Here is a 20,757-nt window from a genome sequence, read left to right as displayed (position 1 = left end):
TGGACTTGCAGTCAGTGAAATTTATTAAATAATAGGCTCTGAACTATAAATTATTATATGGCTGCAAGTCCGATTTAAAGACTAACTCTAAACTAAATATCTAACTTTCAAAACTATTATTTCTAACCAGAGACTCTTTACTTCACTACCAGTCTGCGAGTAGTTACTCTATCTGTTTGACTCAACTGAATAATATAAACTCCTTTCTCATAATTATTAGTCATCAACTCCAACCGTTGTTGCCCCTCAATTAAATCTACAGTCCTTTGCTCTACTTGACGACCTCGAACATCAGAAATAGTAAGCACAATTTTCTGTGAATACATTGTATTAATATTAATAAACGCATTTCCATTGGTCGGATTAGGATAGATAGCACTAATTTTTACCTCCTCTCCTTGCTCGTTTATTCCAATTGGCAATTCAGAAATCAACACATCATCAATGGCAATATCACCTCTAATGGTCCCACTGCTGAATGGTACTTCCCCATTAAAAACCACTCGAACTTGCCCAGTGTAACCTGCTAAACTAACTGATTTACTATGCCAACCAGCTCCTTGATTTCCAACAATTGGTGGAATAATGTCTCGAATATAGCTACCATTGTTCATTAAATCTACACGTAACTTTCCAACATCCGTCCCGTTCATATTGTACCAAAATTCTAAGTTTGGAGTTAACGCATTTGTTAAGTCGATACACGGACTCATTAGCATCGAGTAGGTATTTTTATACCCATCTGATTGGATGTAAAAGTACTTTCCATTGCCTGAGGTATGGTCTCCTGCAGGACCTGTAAGTGCTGTTGGGGTAGTATCAGAATGAATCCACCAATTGTGTAAATCGAGGTTCAAATTGTTTTCCCAACCGAAATTGTACATTTCTTTTGCTCCCATAGTAAATGAATCAAAATTCTCGAAATACGGCAATTGAGTAATTAAACTATTGGTTGTTATTGTTTGATATAAAGTGTCATTGGTTGGAATAGAATCCAAATGATGTTCCACCCAAAATTTCAATTGATTATTATAATTATTTAAAAATGAAACACTCTGAGGTAATGTATATGAATAAGTTGCTTGTATCGCTAAAGGCCCTGAAATTGTATCTCTTATGATAGTTCCATTATTTAATGTATAAGCTAGTGGAATATCGTGAATAATTAAATTACTATTGTTCTTAATGTCAAATGAAACAGTTTGACCAGGATTAGGAACACATGCCTGAAAATTAGAGATATTAATTTTTTCTAAAGCCAAGTCTACAATGGCATCATTGGTGATTGTTAAATTATCGATTGCCATATCACTATAGGAAAGACCATCTTTAAGTGCTCCTCGAAACCTTAGTACAATTGCTTGATTCTGAAAAGCTGAAAGATCTACTGTTTGTTTGAACCATTGGTCTCCTTTGTCCCCACTTAACTTCGGCATTACATCCAACACCCAATTTCCATTGGAGTAGACATCTAAACTTAAACTTCCCATGTAATGGCCATACATGTGGTACCAAAAAGTCAAAATCGGCTTTAATTTATTCGTTAGGTCAATACATGGACTCACCAAAGTAGCTAAGGTGTCATTCCTAGTACCATTCGGAGATGATTCTATATAAATATAATTACCATTCCCAGTAGAATTTTGATCTTGAGAAGGGCCTGTGCCACCAGAAGCAGTGCTACCTGAATATACAACCCAATTGAGTTGTTTGTTACTAGTATTAAATATACTTCCTTCATTGTGCCAACCATCATAAAACACACCTGGATCCATAATTCCTCGATACCAGGGGTAGCCATTAGACTTTACAAAATGATCGAAATTATTGTTGTACGGGTAATTTGAAACAATAGGATTCTCTATTAATGCAATCTTTAAGGTATCATTGGTTGGGTCATAATCATTGCGTACTTCTGTCCACGCTAGTATTTCATTCTTTATATTTCGGTCAATTAAAGCCGATTGAGAAAAGATAAATGTTTGTTTACCAAAATACCCTATATTTCCAAACAAGGTATCTCTAATAATCGGCCCCGTATTTACCTGATAAGCCATGGGAATGGTATCTGTTTGTATCACTCCATTGTTAACCACCACTACCGAAACATCCTGAAAAGAAGCAGTTATACATTCGGGTTGAATTGGAGTGATAAATGACTCGATTGAGGTATTGGCAAAAGGGTATTCTGTAATCCTAAAATCATCTACAGCCATTCCACCCCCACCAGCAGTAAGCAGAGATTTTGCTCTAAACCTAATTTTTATCGTTTGTCCTGAATAGGCGGACAAATTAATTGTTCTCTTATTCCAATTACTTCCTTGGTTCCCAACAATGGAATCTAAAACATTTAAAATCCATGTATTATTTGCAAAAACATCAATATTGAAAGATTTGTTTGGGTATCCCCACTGATGTAAATAGAATTCTAATAAATAATCTCTATTTACCTTTAAATCAAAACAAGGTGAAATTATATTGGCAGTTGAATTTGTTGTTGTAAGTGTATTGTCTACGTACAAATACTTTTGATTTCCACCTCCAGTATTATCAGTAAGTGGCCTATAGGATCCACTAAGAACAGTATCTACATACCAATCTCGATCATCAGTAGTTTCATTTTCCCAACCGTTTGGCGCTAAATCAGAAACTCCACGAATTAAATTACTGAATGATTGTATGTAGGGGTACGTATTGACTGGTGGAGTAATGCAAGATATGGTAGGAAACAAAACGACAAACTGATAACATTGCGAACTTGGCAATTGTATCTTATTTCCACAAGAGGTATTATCTGTGGCTTGGAAATAGTAGCAAACCGTATCCCCTGAATTAAACAATGGAAAGTTACCCACCCAATGATCAAACAATGGATTTTTTAAGGAAATCGAGTCCAATGCGCTTCCATTCACGGTATAAAACACTTTCGCGCTTTGAACGCCTGTAGAGTCAAAAATATCAACTGCTAATTGGATGGGGTATGTTTGAGAAGTATCTCCGGTAATAGTGGTTGCATTGGTTAGAATTGGTGGATCTAATTCACAGTTAGCTCCTTTTATTGTTACATTATCTAATAACCAGCCATAATTTCCTGATGGACCATTAAAATCTCCATCGGTCAATACAAATCTAATTTTGGCATGGGGCACATTCGCGATACTCGAAATATTGAACTCTTCATTCATCCACCAAGTATTTGTTGGAGTTAATGTTGGTTGAGACGCTGTCCAAATGGGGTAAGAAGTAGCATTAAAAGCATATTGATTAAAAGTAGATTGTCCTCTATACTCGGCGTTATTTACATAAATCCAGGTCCTTCCACTATCCAATGAATACTGTAATCTAGCTTTATCTAAATTGCCGACTTTACAAATCTGACTAAAATATAAGTTGACTCCTGTATAACCTACCGTAGAAAAAGTATTGGACTCCAAAAATAATGTATCGTTAAAAGTAACAACTCCTCTGTAGCTTTTTTGTCCCGATTTATATAAACTTGAATTACTACTCCAGCTTGCCACCTGATTGACTGCTGCATAACTACGAAACTTAACGGAAGAACCTTCGAAATCTTCACTAAAAAGCGTGGTCTGTGAAAAGCAAATATTGCTTATTAGAACTAATAATAGAGTTAAAGTAAAAGCCCTCATAAGGATAGGTTTAGTTATTGATTATCTAAAAGTAATAAAAAAATGAATTTATACTAACAACAAATTGAATTTCATCTCTTTTAATAATCCATTGAAACTGGTATACGCAGGTTTGCAGTTCGTGTGAAATGTTTAAATCGAGACACTAAATCAACTTGTAGTAATTAGCATCTGTTTTGCAGCAGGGTTGAAAACCACTGCGGAGCACATCCTGTTTTCCCGCTCGCGCGGACTTGCAGTCCGTGTGCACTCTTTTATGGACTTGCAGTCCACAATATAATACATTAACTAAAAAACTTCCAACTTCTACTCAAAATTTCTACTGCGAGTAAACCTTCCATTTCTGCATAATTTCTTGCACTTGAATAGATATAATGCTCAGGAAACTCAACAATTCTTGCTTTAACAGGATTATAATTAATGTAGTCTATTTTTTGTTCTAAAAACTTTTGAGTACGTATTTCTTCAGCATGAAAGCCAGTCTGCCAAACTTTGTATTTCTGATTACGTTTCAACTTCTCACAAGACTTTTTAAAAAAATCGAGCATCCACTCTCGACGACTTTCAGGCTCTTCTTCTATTGTAATAAGTATTTGCTTACTTGTAAATCTTTTAAAATCTCTAATAATATCTGATAATGGAACTTCTTCATCGGAACTTTGACAGATCATATGCAGATGATTGGTCATTAAGCACCAAGCATATATAATCAAACCTTTACTTTCTTGACAGTATTTCAAAGATTCAACTAGCCTTTCTTTTTGTACTTCTCTCGTAAAAACATCTACCCATCCAACAATTGTTGTAGTTATATAGTATGGCTTCGAGTTATCATTTACTTTATACTTAGTTGACATATCACTAAAGTAATAAACACTTTAACTACATAATCTTGAGCGAATGCAATTTATAAGCTTTTGAATAAAAATTAAGTGAGACACTGCTTATACGGACTGCAAGTCCTCTCCTCTTTCATGCTTATTTTCACGGACTACAAGTCCGCGCGAACAGGAAGAGATAGCAGCGATTTTAGGGGATTGTTGATAACTTTTCTGTTTTACCCACTTTGAGCGGAGCGAACAGGACAAAAAAGAAGCCCAAGCGGTGAACTTGGGCTTTGGATTATTTATTCAAAAGGCTTTTTCTCTAACTCAATTTGCTTTTGGTCGGGACATTCCACCTTGACAGTTCTTATCTTGGAAATTTGCTCCCCGAATACGAAATAAGAAGTGAAATTATCTTGTGGCTTTCCGTTATACCTTGGGTATCTTGTCCATTGGTAAACTCCTTGGTGATTGTCTGTTTTCCTGATGATAATACTATCAGTTAATTCACCATCATTCCACTTATACGACAGTTGTAACAACTGCCTATCTGAATCGAGATTACGAAGCTCTTGAACCTGATACGTTATTGGCTCATCCATTCCCCGATCATCAACCAAAGTAGTTTTTGTGAGTTTAATATTTGGGATATGACCATCACAAGGTTTTTCGATGTAATAATCTCCTTTTTCTTTATCGTACTCAACCCCAACCCACATATTTTCCTTGTCAACAATAGGTCGTTCACTTTCCATCTGTTTTAATGGACTATTCTTTCTTTGCACCGAATCTTGAATTACTTTTTGTTTTTTGTTATCAACTCGATTAGCCCCATTTTCACAAGAAAAAAGAACCACAACACAAAGCATTATTCCAAATACTGCTCTCATTCGTCTTCCTTGTTTGGTCTGACTTGTGTAACGGTAAATGTAATATTGCTACCCCAAGATGTATTGCCTTTTAAAGTTCCATCACTCTGTATGTAAAGCCTATTTGTAGAAACATCTGTTCCTTTATCTTTATCATTTACAGCATTTTCATAGAAAGTAAAAAACTCTCCATTGTCATCACTTCCACGCCCTACGATTGTGATAAAATGGTCTGTTGTCTTATCCAAATTTTTATCATCAGAAGTTGTCGCACCATAATCAACCCCAACCATAATACCGCCTCCACCTTCAACAGCCCGATGTAAAGCATCTAATCCCGCAAGTTTTGAAGCATCTGTAACCCCTTTTCCTGAATTACCTTGCTTAAACATTTGGAAAGCTGATGGCCAATAGGCATCTGAAGAATTACCTTGCTTGCCTAATTGCTCTTGGCAATTAGCGTAACAATCATTTTTGGTTGACCAATTGACAAAATTATCTTTCGGTATAACGGGAGTGATTGGGGTGTAAACCCATTCTGTGATTTGTTCAGAATTGGGGTTCTTTAAATGAAATCCGAGATTGTAATATTTATTCCCTTTGTACTCAACAACGGGGAAACCTAAGCCGCCATTGTTATGATAATAGGTTAGAAGGCTGTTACCAATGTCTGCAACCTTATCAAATCTAATATACTCTCGACCTTCTAAATCAAGTCCATCTATTACCCTGTTTTCTGCATAGGCAAAAGGGCTATTCCAAGGGAAAGAAGCAGCAAGCGGGTCTAAACTTTTGTAGCGTCCTAACCTTGGGGTCATAACTTCTAAATTTGTGGTCTTGGCTATTTCCCTGCCCCGAAATCTCATTATCGTTTTCCATTCCGATAAATCCATACTTATACCCTGCTCCAATTCTAATTGCCAATTGTTGGCTACTGTTCGCTACGTATTGGTTTATCTTAATGTTCTCTATTCTAATGCTATTGCTCGCAAAACCAACCGCATTACCCACGGCAATAGAGAGGGTAGCTTTGCCATTTACGGCCATTGCTTGTAATGCGGCTCCTGTCATATTAAAGGTTATTATTTTTACTGCTGCGGCTTTCACAGTTGCAGGCGTTTGATTTCCATTTTGGTCGGCTATCACCAAACTTGCAGTATCCATAGAGGCGGTTATTGCCCTTCCACTGCTGCCTTCAATTCTTACTTCAAACGAGTAAATAGCCGTTGGATCCAAATTAGGAATTATTTCTGATAGACGCATATTTATACTCAAACGGACTAAAAGTCCTCTCCTCTTTAACGCTTGTTTTCAAGGTAAAAGACTTGAATCATAAAAATTTCCCTGCTCAAAATGAACAGAGGATTTAATATCAGTGGGGCCAGCTGGACTTACTTTCGACTCGTCCCTCGCTCAGCATAAACCCTTCGACGAAATGCTCAGGGCATCGCTTCTCGCCCATCAGGGCAAAAAAAAGACCCAATCTTTCGATTGAGTCTTTTTGTGGGCCCAGCTGGGCTCGAACCAGCGACCACCTGATTATGAGTCAGGTGCTCTAACCAACTGAGCTATGGGCCCGCAAAGAGAACAAAGTCTCTTTTTATATATTGTAATGCCCAATCACATTGGAACATTGAGGGCCAAAACTGATTACTCAATTTTGGGTGTGCAATATTACAAAAAAAATGATTGAATTATCCAACCCTTTCGCCTTTTTGTTTCTCACTATTTATCCCTCTACATGATAACAATCCTTAATTTTGGCTCCTCAATTTTTTTAATGGGAAAAGTCAATCCATATGCGGCACTAAAATTTAAAGAATTTCGAATCTTCGTCATTCTTCGCTTTGCCTTAGTTTTTGCTTGGGCCATGCAATTTATTGTCATTGAATGGGAGATATATAGTCTAACTAAAGACCCTCTTTCTCTGGGCCTAATTGGTTTAATGGAAGTCATCCCTGCTGTATCGCTATCGCTTTTCGCCGGACACTTTGTAGATCAATTAGAAAAAAGAAATCTATTTGCAGTTTGTATCACTGCCTTTTTGTGCATCAGTTTTGGATTATTTTTATTGACGTGGCCCATAATTACAGAGCACCTCACCCACTCGTGGCACATTGGGCTCATCTATGGACTTGTATTTTGTGGAGGAATAACTCGAGCATTTTTTGGTCCAACCATCTTTTCCTTGTTTTCTCAATTAATTCCAAGAGAATTTTATGAGAATGCCGCCACCTGGAGCAGCTCAGCTTGGCAAATGGGTTCCATGTTAGGTCCTGCATTGGGAGGTTTGTTTATCGTTTGGATTGGCGTTCATTGGAGTATGCTCATTATTGCTGGCTTTGCTCTTACTTCTTTAATCCTTTTGTTTCAAATTAAACGCAAACCAATTCTAAACACGAAAAAAGGAGAACCAATTGTAAAGAGTCTCAAAGAAGGATTAAACTTTGTTTTCACCAATAAGTTGGTTTTAGGAACCATCTCTCTCGATATGTTTGCAGTACTTTTTGGAGGTGCTGTTGCCTTATTGCCTGTGTTTGCTCAAGATATTTTAAAAGTTGGTTCCACTGGCTTTGGAATTTTGAGAGCAGCGCCTGCTGTTGGCTCCTTCCTAACCATGATGGTAGTAGCTTATTTTCCATTAAATAAAAACGCCGGCAAAAAATTATTGTGGGCTATCTTTGGTTTCGGCGTTTGCATCATCATATTTGGGTTATCTGAAATATTCTGGATTTCATTAGTAGCTCTCTTCTTTAGCGGAGTAACTGATGGAGTAAGCGTTGTCATCCGACAAACAATTTTACAACTGAAAACTCCAGATGCTATGCGAGGTAGAGTAGCCTCAGTTAATTCTATGTTTGTGGGTTCTTCTAACGAGCTAGGCGCGTTTGAAAGTGGGGTAACTGCTAAATTAATGGGTACTGTTACTGCAGTCGTATTTGGTGGAATGATGACTTTAGGAATTGTTGGAGCTACCGCAATTTTATCCCCACCTCTGAGAAAATTAGACATCAAAAGAGACCTTATTGATTAGATTTAGCTTTAGCTTCACCTATTTTTAACACTCGAGAAGCATCAACTATTTAATTTAGTTGGTTATTTTAGTGGATAAATAGCAACAGACGCATTGTCCCCAAACTATGCTCTTATGAGAAAAGACTTAATCGAAAAAGAAAGTATTTCTAAACTTCTTCACTTAACAAATTTAACTGCAGAAGTCGTTTCCTCATTAATAATGAAAATCTTGAGGTACGATGCTTTCAATCAATTGTATCAAGAAGCCTACTCCGACCAACCCATTGAATTCATCGACAAGGTCCTTGAAATTCTAAAAATAGATTTAAAATTCAATGAAGAAGCATTGGAGAAACTTCCGTTAGATACTTCTTTCATCACCATCAGCAATCACCCTTATGGAGGAATTGACGGTATTATTTTATTAAAAATATTTAGAACCAAATTTCCGGACTACAAACTATTAGCCAACTTCTTACTGCAAAAAATTGATCCGCTTAAAGATTGTTTTATTGAAGTAAACCCGTTTGAAGAGCTAAAAGATGAAGTGAGCAACTTATCAGGTGTGCGAAAGGCGATAGCCCACAAAAACAACAATAATCCGATTGGGATTTTCCCAGCAGGCGAAGTATCGACTTATAAAAGTAGAAAGATCCAAGATAAAGCATGGGAAACAAATAGTCTTCGCTTTATTAAAAGCATGAAAATCCCTGTTGTTCCAGTTTATTTTAAAGGTTCTAATTCTAATCTATTTCATCTTTTAGGTGCGGTGGCTCCAAAAATCAGGACTGCCAAATTACCTAGCGAATTATTAAATAAAAAAAATAAGACCATTGAAGTTCGAATCGGCAACCCTATTTCGGTAAAAGAACAATCTAGCTTTGAGGACATCAACCAATATGGCCGTTTTTTAAGAACCAAAACCTATAGCCTTGGATCTTCTCTTCAAGTAAAACGATTTTTTAACTACAGCCTAAAAAGAACACAAAAGCAAGAAGAAATAATTCCAGCGATTCCGACTGAACTAATAGAAAAAGAACTTTCTAGGCTGTCTGAAAATCAACACCTATTCGACTCAAGCAATTTTGCAGTTTACTGCGCTGCAGCCAATTTTATACCCTCTACATTAAGAGAAATTGGTCGATTGAGAGAAATCACCTATCGAGAGGTTGGAGAAGGAACCAACAAAGAAATAGACACTGATGAGTTTGATTTATATTACAATCACTTGATCATATGGGATAAAGATGAAAAGAAAATTGTTGGAGGTTATCGGTTAGGGAGAGGCGCAGACATTATGACCCGCTACGGCCGTAAAGGATTTTACATTAATGAATTGTTCCGATTTAGTAATGAGTTTAATCCGATTTTAAAACAATCTATCGATTTGGGACGATCTTTTATTACGTCAGAATACCAGAAAAAACCACTCCCTCTCTTCTTGCTTTGGAAGGGTATCTTTTTCTTTTTACTACAAAATGAGGAATACCGCTACTTGACTGGTCCTGTAAGTATCAGCAATGAATTTTCTACTTTTTCCAAAAGCTTGATCATCTCTTTTCTAAAAAAATACTATTACGACGAAGAGATTGCAAGTTGGGTTAAACCCCGCAACGAATTTCGAATTAAAATTGATCCATCGGAAATTGAAAACGTGATGGAAATAACAGCAGATGACCTTCAAAAGTTGGACAAGTTCATAGAAGAAATAGAACCTCAACACCTTAAAATACCTGTACTTTTCAAAAAGTATTTAAAACAAAATGCCAAAGTGCTTTGCTTTAATGTAGACCCAAAATTTTCAGATGCCCTAGATGGATTGATGTTGTTGGATGTATTCCAAATACCAGAAGACACTATTCAAGGATTAATGAAAGAATTCAATGCATTAGAAAAGAAAGCTTCATTTGATGAGCGAAAAAACAGAGTATTAAAAGAAGAAAACTCTGATAATCAATAAGAGAACCAGAGTTTTCATATCCTTTATTTTCAAAGACAAATTCTTTTAGAGTTTTGCTTTTACCCCTATAATGAAATTCCGGCCTGGAGCAGAAATTCCTGAACTATAGGGTCGGTATCGCTGATCGGTTATGTTTTCCAACCCTGCCGTTAAGTGCAGAGTCTCATTTACTCGATACATGGTTTTAAAATTCAACGTATACCATGCCGGTGAATACGGTTCTCCGTTGACATCCAACGCATAGAATTCCGTTTTGCCTAACTCTTCTTCGGGCATGTATTTTGCCTTTCGTTCCGCATTGTAAACAGCATAGAACTGAAGATCTAAGTTTTTATAATGGTACGTCAATTTCGTATTTCCAAAAAGCGGTGCAGCATGTCTTGATGGACTTTTGTCTCCGTTGTCCAATTCTTCTTCTCCCTTTTGGTAATTGATTCTTGACGACAATCCGAACCCACTTCCAAAATCAAATTGAATTCCTGCCTGCACTCCGTAGACTGTAGATTGAGCCGCATTCTGAATCGCTTGAACTTGGCTCAAGTCTCCTTCATAAATCACACTATCCATTCCATTGAGAGTGTAATCTCGACGAACCATTGCATTGTCCAAAAGAGTGTAATATCCAGTTGCATCAATTTTTACAAAATCCAGAATGGTAGCAGCAAAACCAACATCTACACTATAAGCATACTCAGCTTGTAAGTTTTTATTAGGAACAACTACACTTCCTGCTTCAGAATCAAATAGTTTTCCCATATCATCAATATTCGGAGAACGAAAACCAGTAGCGGCATTTGCAGTCAATACCAAACGATCTGTAGGTCGAACAACTACACCAAAACTACCTGTGACGGCATCGTTATTCAAAGAAGTAGAGGTAAAAGGATAAGGAAATAACGAAGTATCAAAGTCCGCCTGGATTTGATAATTGCTATACCTCAATCCACCTTGTAACATTACTTTTTCCGTCGCCTGAAACTGATTATTGACATATGCAGCATAGCTTCCCCAATTAGATTTAGGATATCTAGGGGCTCCTTCAATGGAGCTTCCTGTAATAATATCCTCATCAATGCCTTTAGAAGTTACATCATTATAAACCCCTTCTATTCCGTAAAAGAAATCATTTCTGGCACTTAACTTTTTATTGAAATCCATATTGAATGAATACGCTTCCACTTCCTCCATTCGAGTTTCCCGAATGGCATCATTAAAATCTCTACTAATTCTGCTTTCTTCAAAAGATTGTTGAGCCAGTCGAATGGTAAACTCATCATATACAGTTGTTTTATTTTGATGCATAATGTTCAAGTTATTCATCATCCACTTTTGTGGCCCATACGCCCATTCTCCATATTGTGGCAAACCATTTTTAGTCCGCTGATGCCTGTCATAACGACTATAGTCTGATGTTTCAGAATAATGAAAACCATATTGAAAATCCCATTTTTCATTCGGTTTAAACCGGATTTTCTGCATCATGTTAATTTGATCGTAACCAGATGGATTCTGAATTTTTGGATCTTCGTTGGCGACAACAACATCCATACTATCCTGACGAATTACATAATTGGGGCGCAAATAATCATCCGGTCCATTACTCCCCATTTTTAAGTCGCCATATTTATTTGCAGTGATGCTTGTCAACACCGACCATTTTTTCCAACCTACGTTGACATTAAAATGACCAGTATTTTCTTGGTTGGCACTTGAATATCTGCCAGCAGCGACACCACTCACTAAAGGTTCATCATCCAAAGACAATTGAGGTGTTAAAGTCTGAAAACTCATTACCCCACCAATAGCATCACTTCCGTAAATATTAGACCCGGGCCCAAAGAGAACCTCTGTTTTCTCAATGGCGAATGGATCCAAAGAAATCACATTTTGTAGGTTTCCACTTCTAAAAATGGCATTATTCATTCGAACTCCATCAACAGTATACAGCAAACGATTTGTAGAAAAACCTCGAATCATTGGGCTTCCGCCACCTTGCTGACTTTTCTGTATGTATACTTCACCAGAAACATTTAAAAGATCTGCTGCAGTTTGTGGATTTTGTAAACTCACTTCTTTGGAAGAAATCACACTAATCCTCTCAGGAACAGCAGCCGTTACTTGCTTAGATCGACTAGCTGATATCACCACCTGATCCAGATTCATCGCCGAAACCTTTAGTGGAATCAAAAACGATTGTTGTTTTAATTCTTCATATGATTTTACAATTATTTCATAGCCAATCATCCTGATTTGAATCTGTTCAGACCCTTTAAAATCAGAAATATCAGCTTGACCTCTGGTGTTTGTTGTTGTAAATGAACTCGGAGTTTCGCTTATAATTGCAGCAGCCTCTAAAGGTTCATTATTTTGAGCATCGACTATTGTCAATACCTGCGAAGAGCTAACATGACATAGCAATACCATGCAACTCCATAAAATAATTTTTCTCATTATTCAATTTTATAGTTTTAATTAACAATTGGTTAAAATTCAATTCAACCCTATTTATAATCTAAAAACTATACTAGCTCCGGAGGTGGAGTGATGTTGGAAAGGTAAATTAGAGAGGCACTTAAATCAACAATCACCCATTTAATAACAGTTGTATTCAATAGCAATAATTGCTTCTCCATAGCATGCCAATACTGCTTGCTAAAAAAGGAACTGATGGTCTCTTTAGTGTCTTTCTTAGTGGGATTCTCTGCTATAAATTCTCTTGTATGCCGGTCTAATCCAATAGAAAGTGCTGTTTCCTTGGTATCCTTATAGCAATAGAAGTAAAAGTCGCCCTCTTTTTCTACACTTCGTACGATGTCGTAATACACTCCATTTAAAACAAATTCCTTGCTATGTTCCCATTCTATATTCGATGGAGGAGTTTCCACCCATTCTTTGGGCATCTTGATTAACTCTAAGTCCTCGTTAGACATCCCAGCACGAATCATTCGCTTCACTTCCTTTTTCACGCGGTACTCCCAAAATTGATATACGGGCATATACCCGATACATTGGTATAGGAATAAAACAAGAAAGAAAATTCCAAAAACCTTTTTCAAATGGAGAGTGAATTAATTAATGCGTCAAAAATAAGGCATTTTTAAGGCAAAAACGTTGATTTCATTGATAAATACCGTTTATCTCTAAATCAAGTAAAACAATCAATTAATAATTAACTTTGTATCAAATTAGCAATTAAGATGAGAGAACAGTCAAATAGAGGCGAAGGCAAAAAAGACGGGAAAGGTAAATTTGAAAACAAGCGAGGCGGAGGAAAATCGACTCGTTCTAAGTCGGGTGATGCGAAAAAATCAGATCGATCATTTTCACCAAGAAGCGAAAAGAAACCTTTCGTTAAAGGAAAATTTGAAGGAAAGAAATCTTCTTCAAAGTCAGAGTTCGAAGAGTCATTCGATGGAGAAAAATCAACGAAATCTTTTACCAATAAGCCAGAGAAAAAAACTGGGAAATTTGGTGCTAAAAAAGGAGATCAGAAATTTCAGGACAGGGGAAAATTCAATAAAGAAGGTGGTTACAAAAAATCAAGTCCTAATCGTCCCAGAACGGAAGCAGAAGGAATTAGAATCAACCGCTATTTATCGAATGCAGGTGTTGCTACTAGAAGAGATGCTGATGATTTAATTCTGGCAGGAACAGTGACCATTAATGGTAAAGTAGTTACTCAATTGGGAGTAAAAGTAATGCCTGGAGATGAAGTCACTTTCGAAGGAACTAAGCTTAAGAAAGACACCAAACGCTATATTTTACTCAACAAACCTAAAGATTTTGTCGCTGCTACATTTGACCCAAAAGGCAGAAAAACAGTTATGAATTTAATTGCAAAGGCCTGTAAAGAGCCTGTTGCTCCTGTTGGCAAAATGGAACGAATGGCTACAGGAGTTTTATTATTAACCAACGACAGTGACTTATCTCGGAAACTATCTAACCCTAACCATGCAGTAAAGAGAATTTTCCATATTGGCTTGGATAAAAAGGTATCATCAGACCACCTTCAGTTATTAGAAACTGGTGTTCAATTGGAAGAAGGGGTTGTGAAATTTGATGAAGTTTCACTAGTTGGTCAGGACAAAAAAGAGGTAGGATTAGAATTAAATTTGGGTAAAAATAGTGCTGTCAAAAGAGCTTTTGAAAGTTTAGGGTATGAAGTGAGTAAAATTGACTGTGTTTACTTTGCAGGATTAACAAAGAAAGATTTACCAAGAGGTAATTGGAAACATTTAGATCAAGAAGAATTGAGTCTTTTAATGCGATTACCTTCCGGAAAAAATAAAACAACATCAAAACCAGATTTTCGTTAAAGCTTTCATGCAAAGGCTAAAGAAATTTTTCTTCCGTTTTACAATTATTTTCTTAGTGCTTCTAGGAAGTGCAATTGGATTGGCCTTTTTCTTTGAGGACGACGTAAAGCAATTCGCTGTAAAAACCATTAATACTTATATCAAGTCTGAGGTAAAAGTGGGCGAAATAGAATTTAGTTTCATCAAGAAATTTCCTTCCGCCTCATTGGAGTTTAAAAATGTTTTGGCATACGGAACTACTGAATCCACAAATACCGATACTTTATTTCAATTTGGATCCATTTTTATGGAATTCAACATTTGGAGTATTCTCAACAAAAACTACACGGTTAACAAGCTGAGCTTCGAAGAAGGTGCCGTGAATCTTTTAATCGATGAAGATGGAAAAGAAAATTTCATCATTTGGAAAGAATCTGAAGAAACTACAGATGTGCAGACTGACCTGAAACTATCATTAAGTTCGGTACATTTTGAAAATGTCGCTTTTCAATTCGAGAATCAAATCAAACAATTATTCTTCTCCAATTATATCCATCAGTTAGAATTAAATGGTGCTTTTACGAGCAACAACTACGATTTAGATTTTGACACCAAATTTCAATTAATCAACTATCAGCAAGGAAGCACAACCTATGTTGAAAATCGAACTGTTGAACTTAGTGCTGTTTTTAAAATTGATAGAACTACTAATGTTTATACCATCAAAAATGCACAACTGACTTATGATAGGCTGCCTTTTAAAATTGATGGAAGCATCAAAAACCTAGAATCTGGAATGGATTTAGACCTTTCCATTGCTAGTGATAATGTCAGTATTCCTGCTATCATTCAGTTATTACCAGATGAACAAAAAAACACTTTAACGGCTTATCAAATCGATGGAAATGCATTGTTCAATGGGATTATAAAGGGTCTAGTGACGGATAGTCAATCTCCTTCCATCAATTTCAACTTTCAAGTAGAAAAAGCTTCGTTTATTCATCAAGAATCTGATGTAGCACTGCACAACATCTCATTGAACGGAAGCTATGACAACGGAAGTGAGAACGCACTACGAACAAGCAAGCTGGCGTTAGAAAACATCAATGCCAAATTTGGTAAAGGAAGTATAAATGGAGGTCTTACCTTGACAGATTTTAACGACCCCAGCTATATTTTCAACGGAAATTTGACCTTATTTCTAGAAGAATTAATTCCATTTATGAACGTCACTGCTCTCACCGATGTGAAAGGACAGCTCGATATTCATTTGCAGACAAAAGGTCGGATAGCTAAACTTAAAGAATTTACATTAGACGATTGGAAAAAAGCACAAACTAAAGGTGAAGTAGTATTGACCAACGTTAATTTCAAACTGAAAGACAAACCTCAGGAATATAAAAATATATCAGGTAATCTAGAATTAAGAAATAACGACATAAAAGCAAGTAACTTCAAAGGCCAAATAAGTAGAAGTGATTTTAACTTTAATGGAACGCTTAACAATTTAATTGGATTTTTATTTTCAGAGGAGCAATCACTTAAGATGGATGCTAGTCTCAGGTCCAAACGCATCTTCTTAGATGAGTTACTTCTTAGTGATAAAAGTACTCCAACTGATTCCGCCTATCAATTGGCTTTTTCAGAGCGAATAAGTTTCTATTTGGATTGTAAAATAGATAGCTTATCATTCAGCAAGTTTAGTTTTTCTTCTGCACAGGCATTTGTTAGTCTGCAAAGCAAAGTATTAAAGGCTAGTGGTGTTTCATTTAAAACAATGCAAGGAGAAGCAACAGGAAACTTGGTTGTGAATACAGCCACTAAAGGCAAAGTAGTCATGACCTCAGAGGCGCAATTGAAACACATATCCATCACTGACCTATTTAATGATTTTGGAAATTTTGGACAACAAACCATAACTGCTCAAAACTTAAAAGGTATCGCTGATTGCGATATTGAATTATACTCAGAATGGACTCCACAGTTGATTTTGGATAAAAAATCATTAGAAGTACATGCTGATTTAAAAATTGAGAAAGGAGAACTTATAAACTTTGCGTCATTAGAAGCTTTATCAGATTACATTGCATTGAGCGATTTGAAGCACATCAAGTTTGCTACCTTAAGCAATCAAATCATTATTAAAGACGAACGGATTTTCATTCCTTCCTTCGACATTAATTCTTCTGCACTGAATTTAAAATTAGAAGGAAGCCACTCGTTTGAAAATGACATCAATTACAAATTCCAGCTTTTACTCAATGATATTTTAGGAAACAAAGCTAAAGCAGCTCGGAAAAAGCAATCAGAATTTGGGCAAATCGAAGACGATGGATTAGGTAAAACTCAATTATTCATTAAAATGACCGGCAACTTAAGTGACCCCAAAATTAGCTACGATACAGATGCCCTCAGAAGTTATTGGAAAGAGGGCTTACAGAATGAAAAAAAGGTGGTAAAGTCGATGTTGAAAGAAGAATTCGGTTTGTTTAAAAAAGATACTACACTAAAAAGCATTCCAGATCGATCGACGAAAAAACAAACATTTGAGATGGAATGGGATGAAGAAGAAAACCAATCACGACCTAAAGACGTAAAAGAGACAGAAACGGAGAAGAAAAAAAGTAAAAAGTCGGGATTTGGAAAATTTATTGATAAAATTGCACAACCCAACGAAAATGAATTTGAAGAATAAAGGTTCAAATTTAGAGTAACAGCAACTAATGCGAAGGATTATTCGTCATTATTATAGATTTAAAGCGGAGAAAGTTTGAACATATATTCAAAAAAGCAGCGGTGGAAATTTGGTCTAGCAATTGTTGCAGCTCTCATTATTTTAGTGTCTTTATGGTACACAAATGTGCTAGTGAATAAAATAGCTGCGGAAGAAAAGTTAAAAGTAAAATCCTGGGCAGAAGCTATTGTAAAAAAAGCAGAATTGGTAAATTATACCAACACTCTTTTTAATACCATCTCTGAAGAAGAACGAAAACGAGTTGAAATTTGGGCAGAAGCAAACAGAAGAGTAGTCACCTCTGGAGTACAAGATGATTTAAGTTTCTACACCCAGATTTTATTTTCCAATACAACTATTCCCATAATTCTCACCGATAAGAAAGGAAAAATTGTTTCTCATCGAAACTTTCCAGAATCCATCAGTAAAGACACTGCTCTCTTAAGAGCTGAATTAAAAAGACTCCAAGAGCAGAATACTCCAATAGAAATTGCTTATTACAAAACGGAGAAGAATTTTCTCTATTACAAAGAGTCAAATATCTTTTCTGAGCTTCGAAAGGTGCTTCAAAATCAAATAGAGGCGCTGAATAACGACATTATTATAAATTCAGCTTCTGTACCTGTTATTTACACAGATAGCTCTCACTCTGACGTCATTGCTTTTGGAAACATCGATACCAATAAAACAAAGGATACGGCCTATATCGCTCAACAAATTTTTGAAATGGAGGCTCAAAATAAGCCCATCCAAATTGACATTGGCAATGGAGATATCAATTACATTTATTATGCAGACTCTCCCCTTTTAAAACAATTGAAGATTTATCCTTTCATCCAATTCGGAATAATCGCTTTGTTTCTAATCATAGCCTATTATTTGTTTAGCACTGCACGAAATGTTGAGCAAAATCAAGTTTGGGTAGGAATGGCAAAAGAGACTGCTCACCAATTGGGAACTCCACTTTCTTCTCTTTTAGCTTGGCTAGAAGTGTTGAAAATGAAAAATGTTGATGCTAAAACCATTGAAGAAATGGGGAATGATGTGCAACGTTTGGAAACCATTACCGAGCGATTTTCTAAAATTGGTTCTGTTCCATCTCTTCAACAAGAAGACATCAATAAGGTGATCCAACATTCTCTCGATTACTTCAGAGCTCGCATTTCACAGAAAGTACAATTTACTTATCAAACTTCAGATGCTGATGAAGTGATAGCAAGTGTAAATATTCCTTTATTTGAATGGGTATTGGAAAATATCATTAAAAATGCAGTAGATGCAATGGAAGGTGATGGAAAAATTGATATTCAAGTTATTGACCAAACCCAATACGTGTATATCGACATTACTGACAATGGGAAAGGAATGCCAAAAAGCAAAAAGAAAACCATTTTTGAACCAGGATTTACTACTAAAAAACGAGGGTGGGGATTAGGGCTTTCATTGACTAAGCGAATAGTAGAAAACTACCATGCTGGTAAAATATTTGTCAAATCCACTGAAATAGATAAAGGAACTACTTTTAGAATAGTACTCAACAAACTCACCGACCAAAATGGCAGGAATCTACATTCACGTTCCTTTTTGTAAACAAGCTTGTCATTATTGCGACTTTCACTTTTCTACCTCCCTCAAGAATAAAAAACCCTTGATTGATGGAATTTTAAAAGAATTAGAACTGAGAAAAGCGTATTTACACTCGAAAAAAATTGATACGATCTACTTTGGAGGAGGAACTCCATCCCTATTGGATACGGAAGAAATTCAGCAAATATTAGCGCAAATAAACACACTCTTTAAGGTAGCAACTGACGCTGAGATTACTTTAGAAGCCAACCCTGACGATTTAACAATCCCTAAAATAAAGAGCTTAAAGGCAGCTGGAATTAATCGATTGAGCATAGGTATTCAATCTTTTTATGACGAAGACCTCAGCGATATGAACCGGGCTCACAATGCTAACGAAGCAAAAGTGGTAGTTCAGAATTGCTTGAATCAAGGATTCGAGCACCTCAGCATCGATTTGATTTACGGTGGCACTACCCTTTCGGATGAGAATTGGATTCAGAATTTAAAAACGGCATTTAACTCAGGCATCAATCATTTATCTGCTTATTCCTTAACAGTAGAACCAAAAACCGCTTTAAGCAGCTTTATAGCAAAAGGGAAAAAAGCCCCATTGGAAGATGAAAAATCGATCCGTCATTTTGAGCTCTTGAAGTCCATGGCAAAAGAGCACGGTTTTGAGCATTATGAAATTTCCAATTTAGCCAAACCAGGGCATTATTCCACCCACAACACCAACTACTGGAAAGGGGAGCCATATTTAGGCGTTGGACCTTCTGCTCACTCTTTTGTTGGCAATAGCCGACAATGGAATGTTCGAAATAACGCTCAATACATAAAACTAGTAAGCGAGAAAGGTGACTACTTTAAGCAAGAACAACTCTCCCCTTATGATCAGTATAATGAATACATTATGACTGCACTTCGTACTACTTGGGGTGTAGATTTCAATAGAATTCAAGAACGGTTTGGAGCTGAATTATTGTCCTACTTGGAAGAACAAATTCAACAGATTTCTAATAATCTAATCGAAGAAACAGCAATTGGCTTTAAGCTTTCTACAGCAGGCATGAATGTGGCGGATACGGTTATTTCGGAGTGCTTTTGGGTTGAGAATTAACTATACTTTTTAAAATTCACGGTTCCCACGGTTCCCGCGCGATTACATCGCGTGATTAGATACTACTAAAAAATACCACAAAAGCTTTTATTACAAAACAAAATTCATTTTTCTACCCCGTTTCACGGTTCCCGCGCGATTGTATCGCGTGATCAGTTGCTACTTAAATGTACAACAAAAGCTTTTATTATAAAGACACTTATTTTAATCCCTTGAATTTGTTATTTTTAGAAAACAAATTAAATTGTAATGAGTAGAAATTATAAATTCAAAAATCCTGAAGGACTTTATTTTGTGAGTTTCGCGGTTGTTGAGTGGTTGGATGTTTTTACAAGAAATGAGTACAAAGATATAGTATTAGACAGTTTAAGATTTTGCCAAAAAGAAAAAGGATTAGAATTAGTTGCCTGGTGTATTATGACTAATCATATTCACTTAATATTTAGAACCACTGAAGGGTTTAAACCAGAACAAGTTTTAGGTGACTTTAAAAGGTTTACAAGTAAACAAATTGTTCGTGCAATTAGAGATAACCCTCGAGAAAGTAGAAAGGAAAACTTATTAAAAGTATTTAAAGCAGCAGCCAATAAATCGTCTAATGTAAAGGATTATCAATTTTGGAGGCATGATAATCAACCTATAGAATTATGGAGCAATAAAGTAATAGCCCAAAAAGTAAATTACATTCATCAAAATCCGGTAGAGGCAGGTTATGTATATTATG

14 protein-coding genes and 1 tRNA gene are annotated in these 20,757 nt (G+C 36.2%); 7 read left to right on the top strand and 8 right to left on the bottom strand.

Features of this window, described 5'->3' with window-relative positions:
- Positions 1-137 precede the first annotated feature (137 nt).
- The 6 genes from GQN54_RS03110 to GQN54_RS03085 all read right to left on the bottom strand — a co-directional run bounded on the left by GQN54_RS03110 (position 138) and on the right by GQN54_RS03085 (position 6,921).
- Positions 138-3,650, bottom strand: a complete 3,513-nt coding sequence (locus GQN54_RS03110) for a T9SS type A sorting domain-containing protein (protein ID WP_160631895.1) — start codon at positions 3,648-3,650, stop codon at positions 138-140.
- A 284-nt stretch (positions 3,651-3,934) separates the two neighbouring features.
- Positions 3,935-4,507: an REP-associated tyrosine transposase gene (locus GQN54_RS03105; RefSeq protein WP_160631893.1), complete on the bottom strand. Its 573-nt coding sequence runs from the start codon at positions 4,505-4,507 to the stop codon at positions 3,935-3,937.
- 269 nt (positions 4,508-4,776) lie between these two features.
- Positions 4,777-5,364, bottom strand: coding sequence for a hypothetical protein (locus GQN54_RS03100; protein ID WP_160631891.1), 588 nt, complete (start codon positions 5,362-5,364; stop codon positions 4,777-4,779).
- The gene (locus GQN54_RS03095) at positions 5,361-6,161 is read right to left on the bottom strand and encodes a hypothetical protein (RefSeq protein ID WP_160631890.1); all 801 of its coding nucleotides are present in this window, start codon (positions 6,159-6,161) and stop codon (positions 5,361-5,363) included. Before GQN54_RS03095 ends, GQN54_RS03100 begins: the two co-directional genes overlap by 4 nt.
- Positions 6,097-6,606, bottom strand: a complete 510-nt coding sequence (locus tag GQN54_RS03090) for a hypothetical protein (protein WP_160631888.1) — start codon at positions 6,604-6,606, stop codon at positions 6,097-6,099. Before GQN54_RS03090 ends, GQN54_RS03095 begins: the two co-directional genes overlap by 65 nt.
- Positions 6,607-6,847: 241 nt before the next feature.
- A tRNA-Ile gene (locus GQN54_RS03085) sits at positions 6,848-6,921 on the bottom strand.
- A 202-nt stretch (positions 6,922-7,123) separates the two neighbouring features.
- Here GQN54_RS03085 and GQN54_RS03080 point away from each other — a divergent pair.
- Both GQN54_RS03080 and GQN54_RS03075 read left to right on the top strand, forming a co-directional pair.
- Positions 7,124-8,377: an MFS transporter gene (locus GQN54_RS03080; protein ID WP_160631886.1), complete on the top strand. Its 1,254-nt coding sequence runs from the start codon at positions 7,124-7,126 to the stop codon at positions 8,375-8,377.
- Positions 8,378-8,491: 114 nt separating this feature from the next.
- Entirely contained in the window at positions 8,492-10,318 is a 1,827-nt protein-coding gene (locus tag GQN54_RS03075) for a GNAT family N-acyltransferase (RefSeq protein WP_160631884.1), read from the top strand.
- A 45-nt stretch (positions 10,319-10,363) separates the two neighbouring features.
- On the opposite strand, the gene GQN54_RS03070 is transcribed toward GQN54_RS03075, so the two are convergent.
- Entirely contained in the window at positions 10,364-12,769 is a 2,406-nt protein-coding gene (locus GQN54_RS03070) for a TonB-dependent receptor (protein WP_160631881.1), read from the bottom strand.
- A 68-nt stretch (positions 12,770-12,837) separates the two neighbouring features.
- Positions 12,838-13,314: a hypothetical protein gene (locus GQN54_RS03065; protein WP_160631879.1), complete on the bottom strand. Its 477-nt coding sequence runs from the start codon at positions 13,312-13,314 to the stop codon at positions 12,838-12,840.
- A gap of 201 nt (positions 13,315-13,515) precedes the next feature.
- Between GQN54_RS03065 and GQN54_RS03060 the strand changes: the two genes are divergently transcribed.
- The 5 genes from GQN54_RS03060 to GQN54_RS03040 all read left to right on the top strand — a co-directional run.
- A complete protein-coding gene (locus tag GQN54_RS03060; protein ID WP_160631877.1) occupies positions 13,516-14,634 on the top strand; it encodes a pseudouridine synthase in 1,119 nt (372 codons plus the stop codon).
- Positions 14,635-14,689: 55 nt separating this feature from the next.
- Positions 14,690-17,308, top strand: a complete 2,619-nt coding sequence (locus GQN54_RS15565; RefSeq protein ID WP_160631875.1) for an AsmA-like C-terminal region-containing protein — start codon at positions 14,690-14,692, stop codon at positions 17,306-17,308.
- A gap of 75 nt (positions 17,309-17,383) precedes the next feature.
- Positions 17,384-18,937 carry a sensor histidine kinase gene (locus GQN54_RS03050; protein WP_160631873.1) on the top strand — a complete coding sequence of 518 codons (1,554 nt, stop codon included), beginning with the start codon at positions 17,384-17,386 and terminating at the stop codon, positions 18,935-18,937.
- Entirely contained in the window at positions 18,903-20,033 is a 1,131-nt protein-coding gene (hemW, locus tag GQN54_RS03045) for a radical SAM family heme chaperone HemW (RefSeq protein ID WP_160631871.1), read from the top strand. The genes GQN54_RS03050 and hemW overlap by 35 nt, the downstream gene beginning before the upstream one ends.
- Before the next feature lie 249 nt (positions 20,034-20,282).
- A partial coding sequence (locus GQN54_RS03040; RefSeq protein ID WP_160631869.1) for an REP-associated tyrosine transposase occupies positions 20,283-20,757 on the top strand: 475 nt, incomplete at its 3' end.

This window comes from Acidiluteibacter ferrifornacis (assembly GCF_009909615.1).
Classification (GTDB): domain Bacteria; phylum Bacteroidota; class Bacteroidia; order Flavobacteriales_E; family Vicingaceae; genus Acidiluteibacter; species Acidiluteibacter ferrifornacis.
The sequence above is the reverse complement of the archived record's forward strand: the minus strand, read 5'-3'. Positions and strand labels throughout refer to the sequence as shown.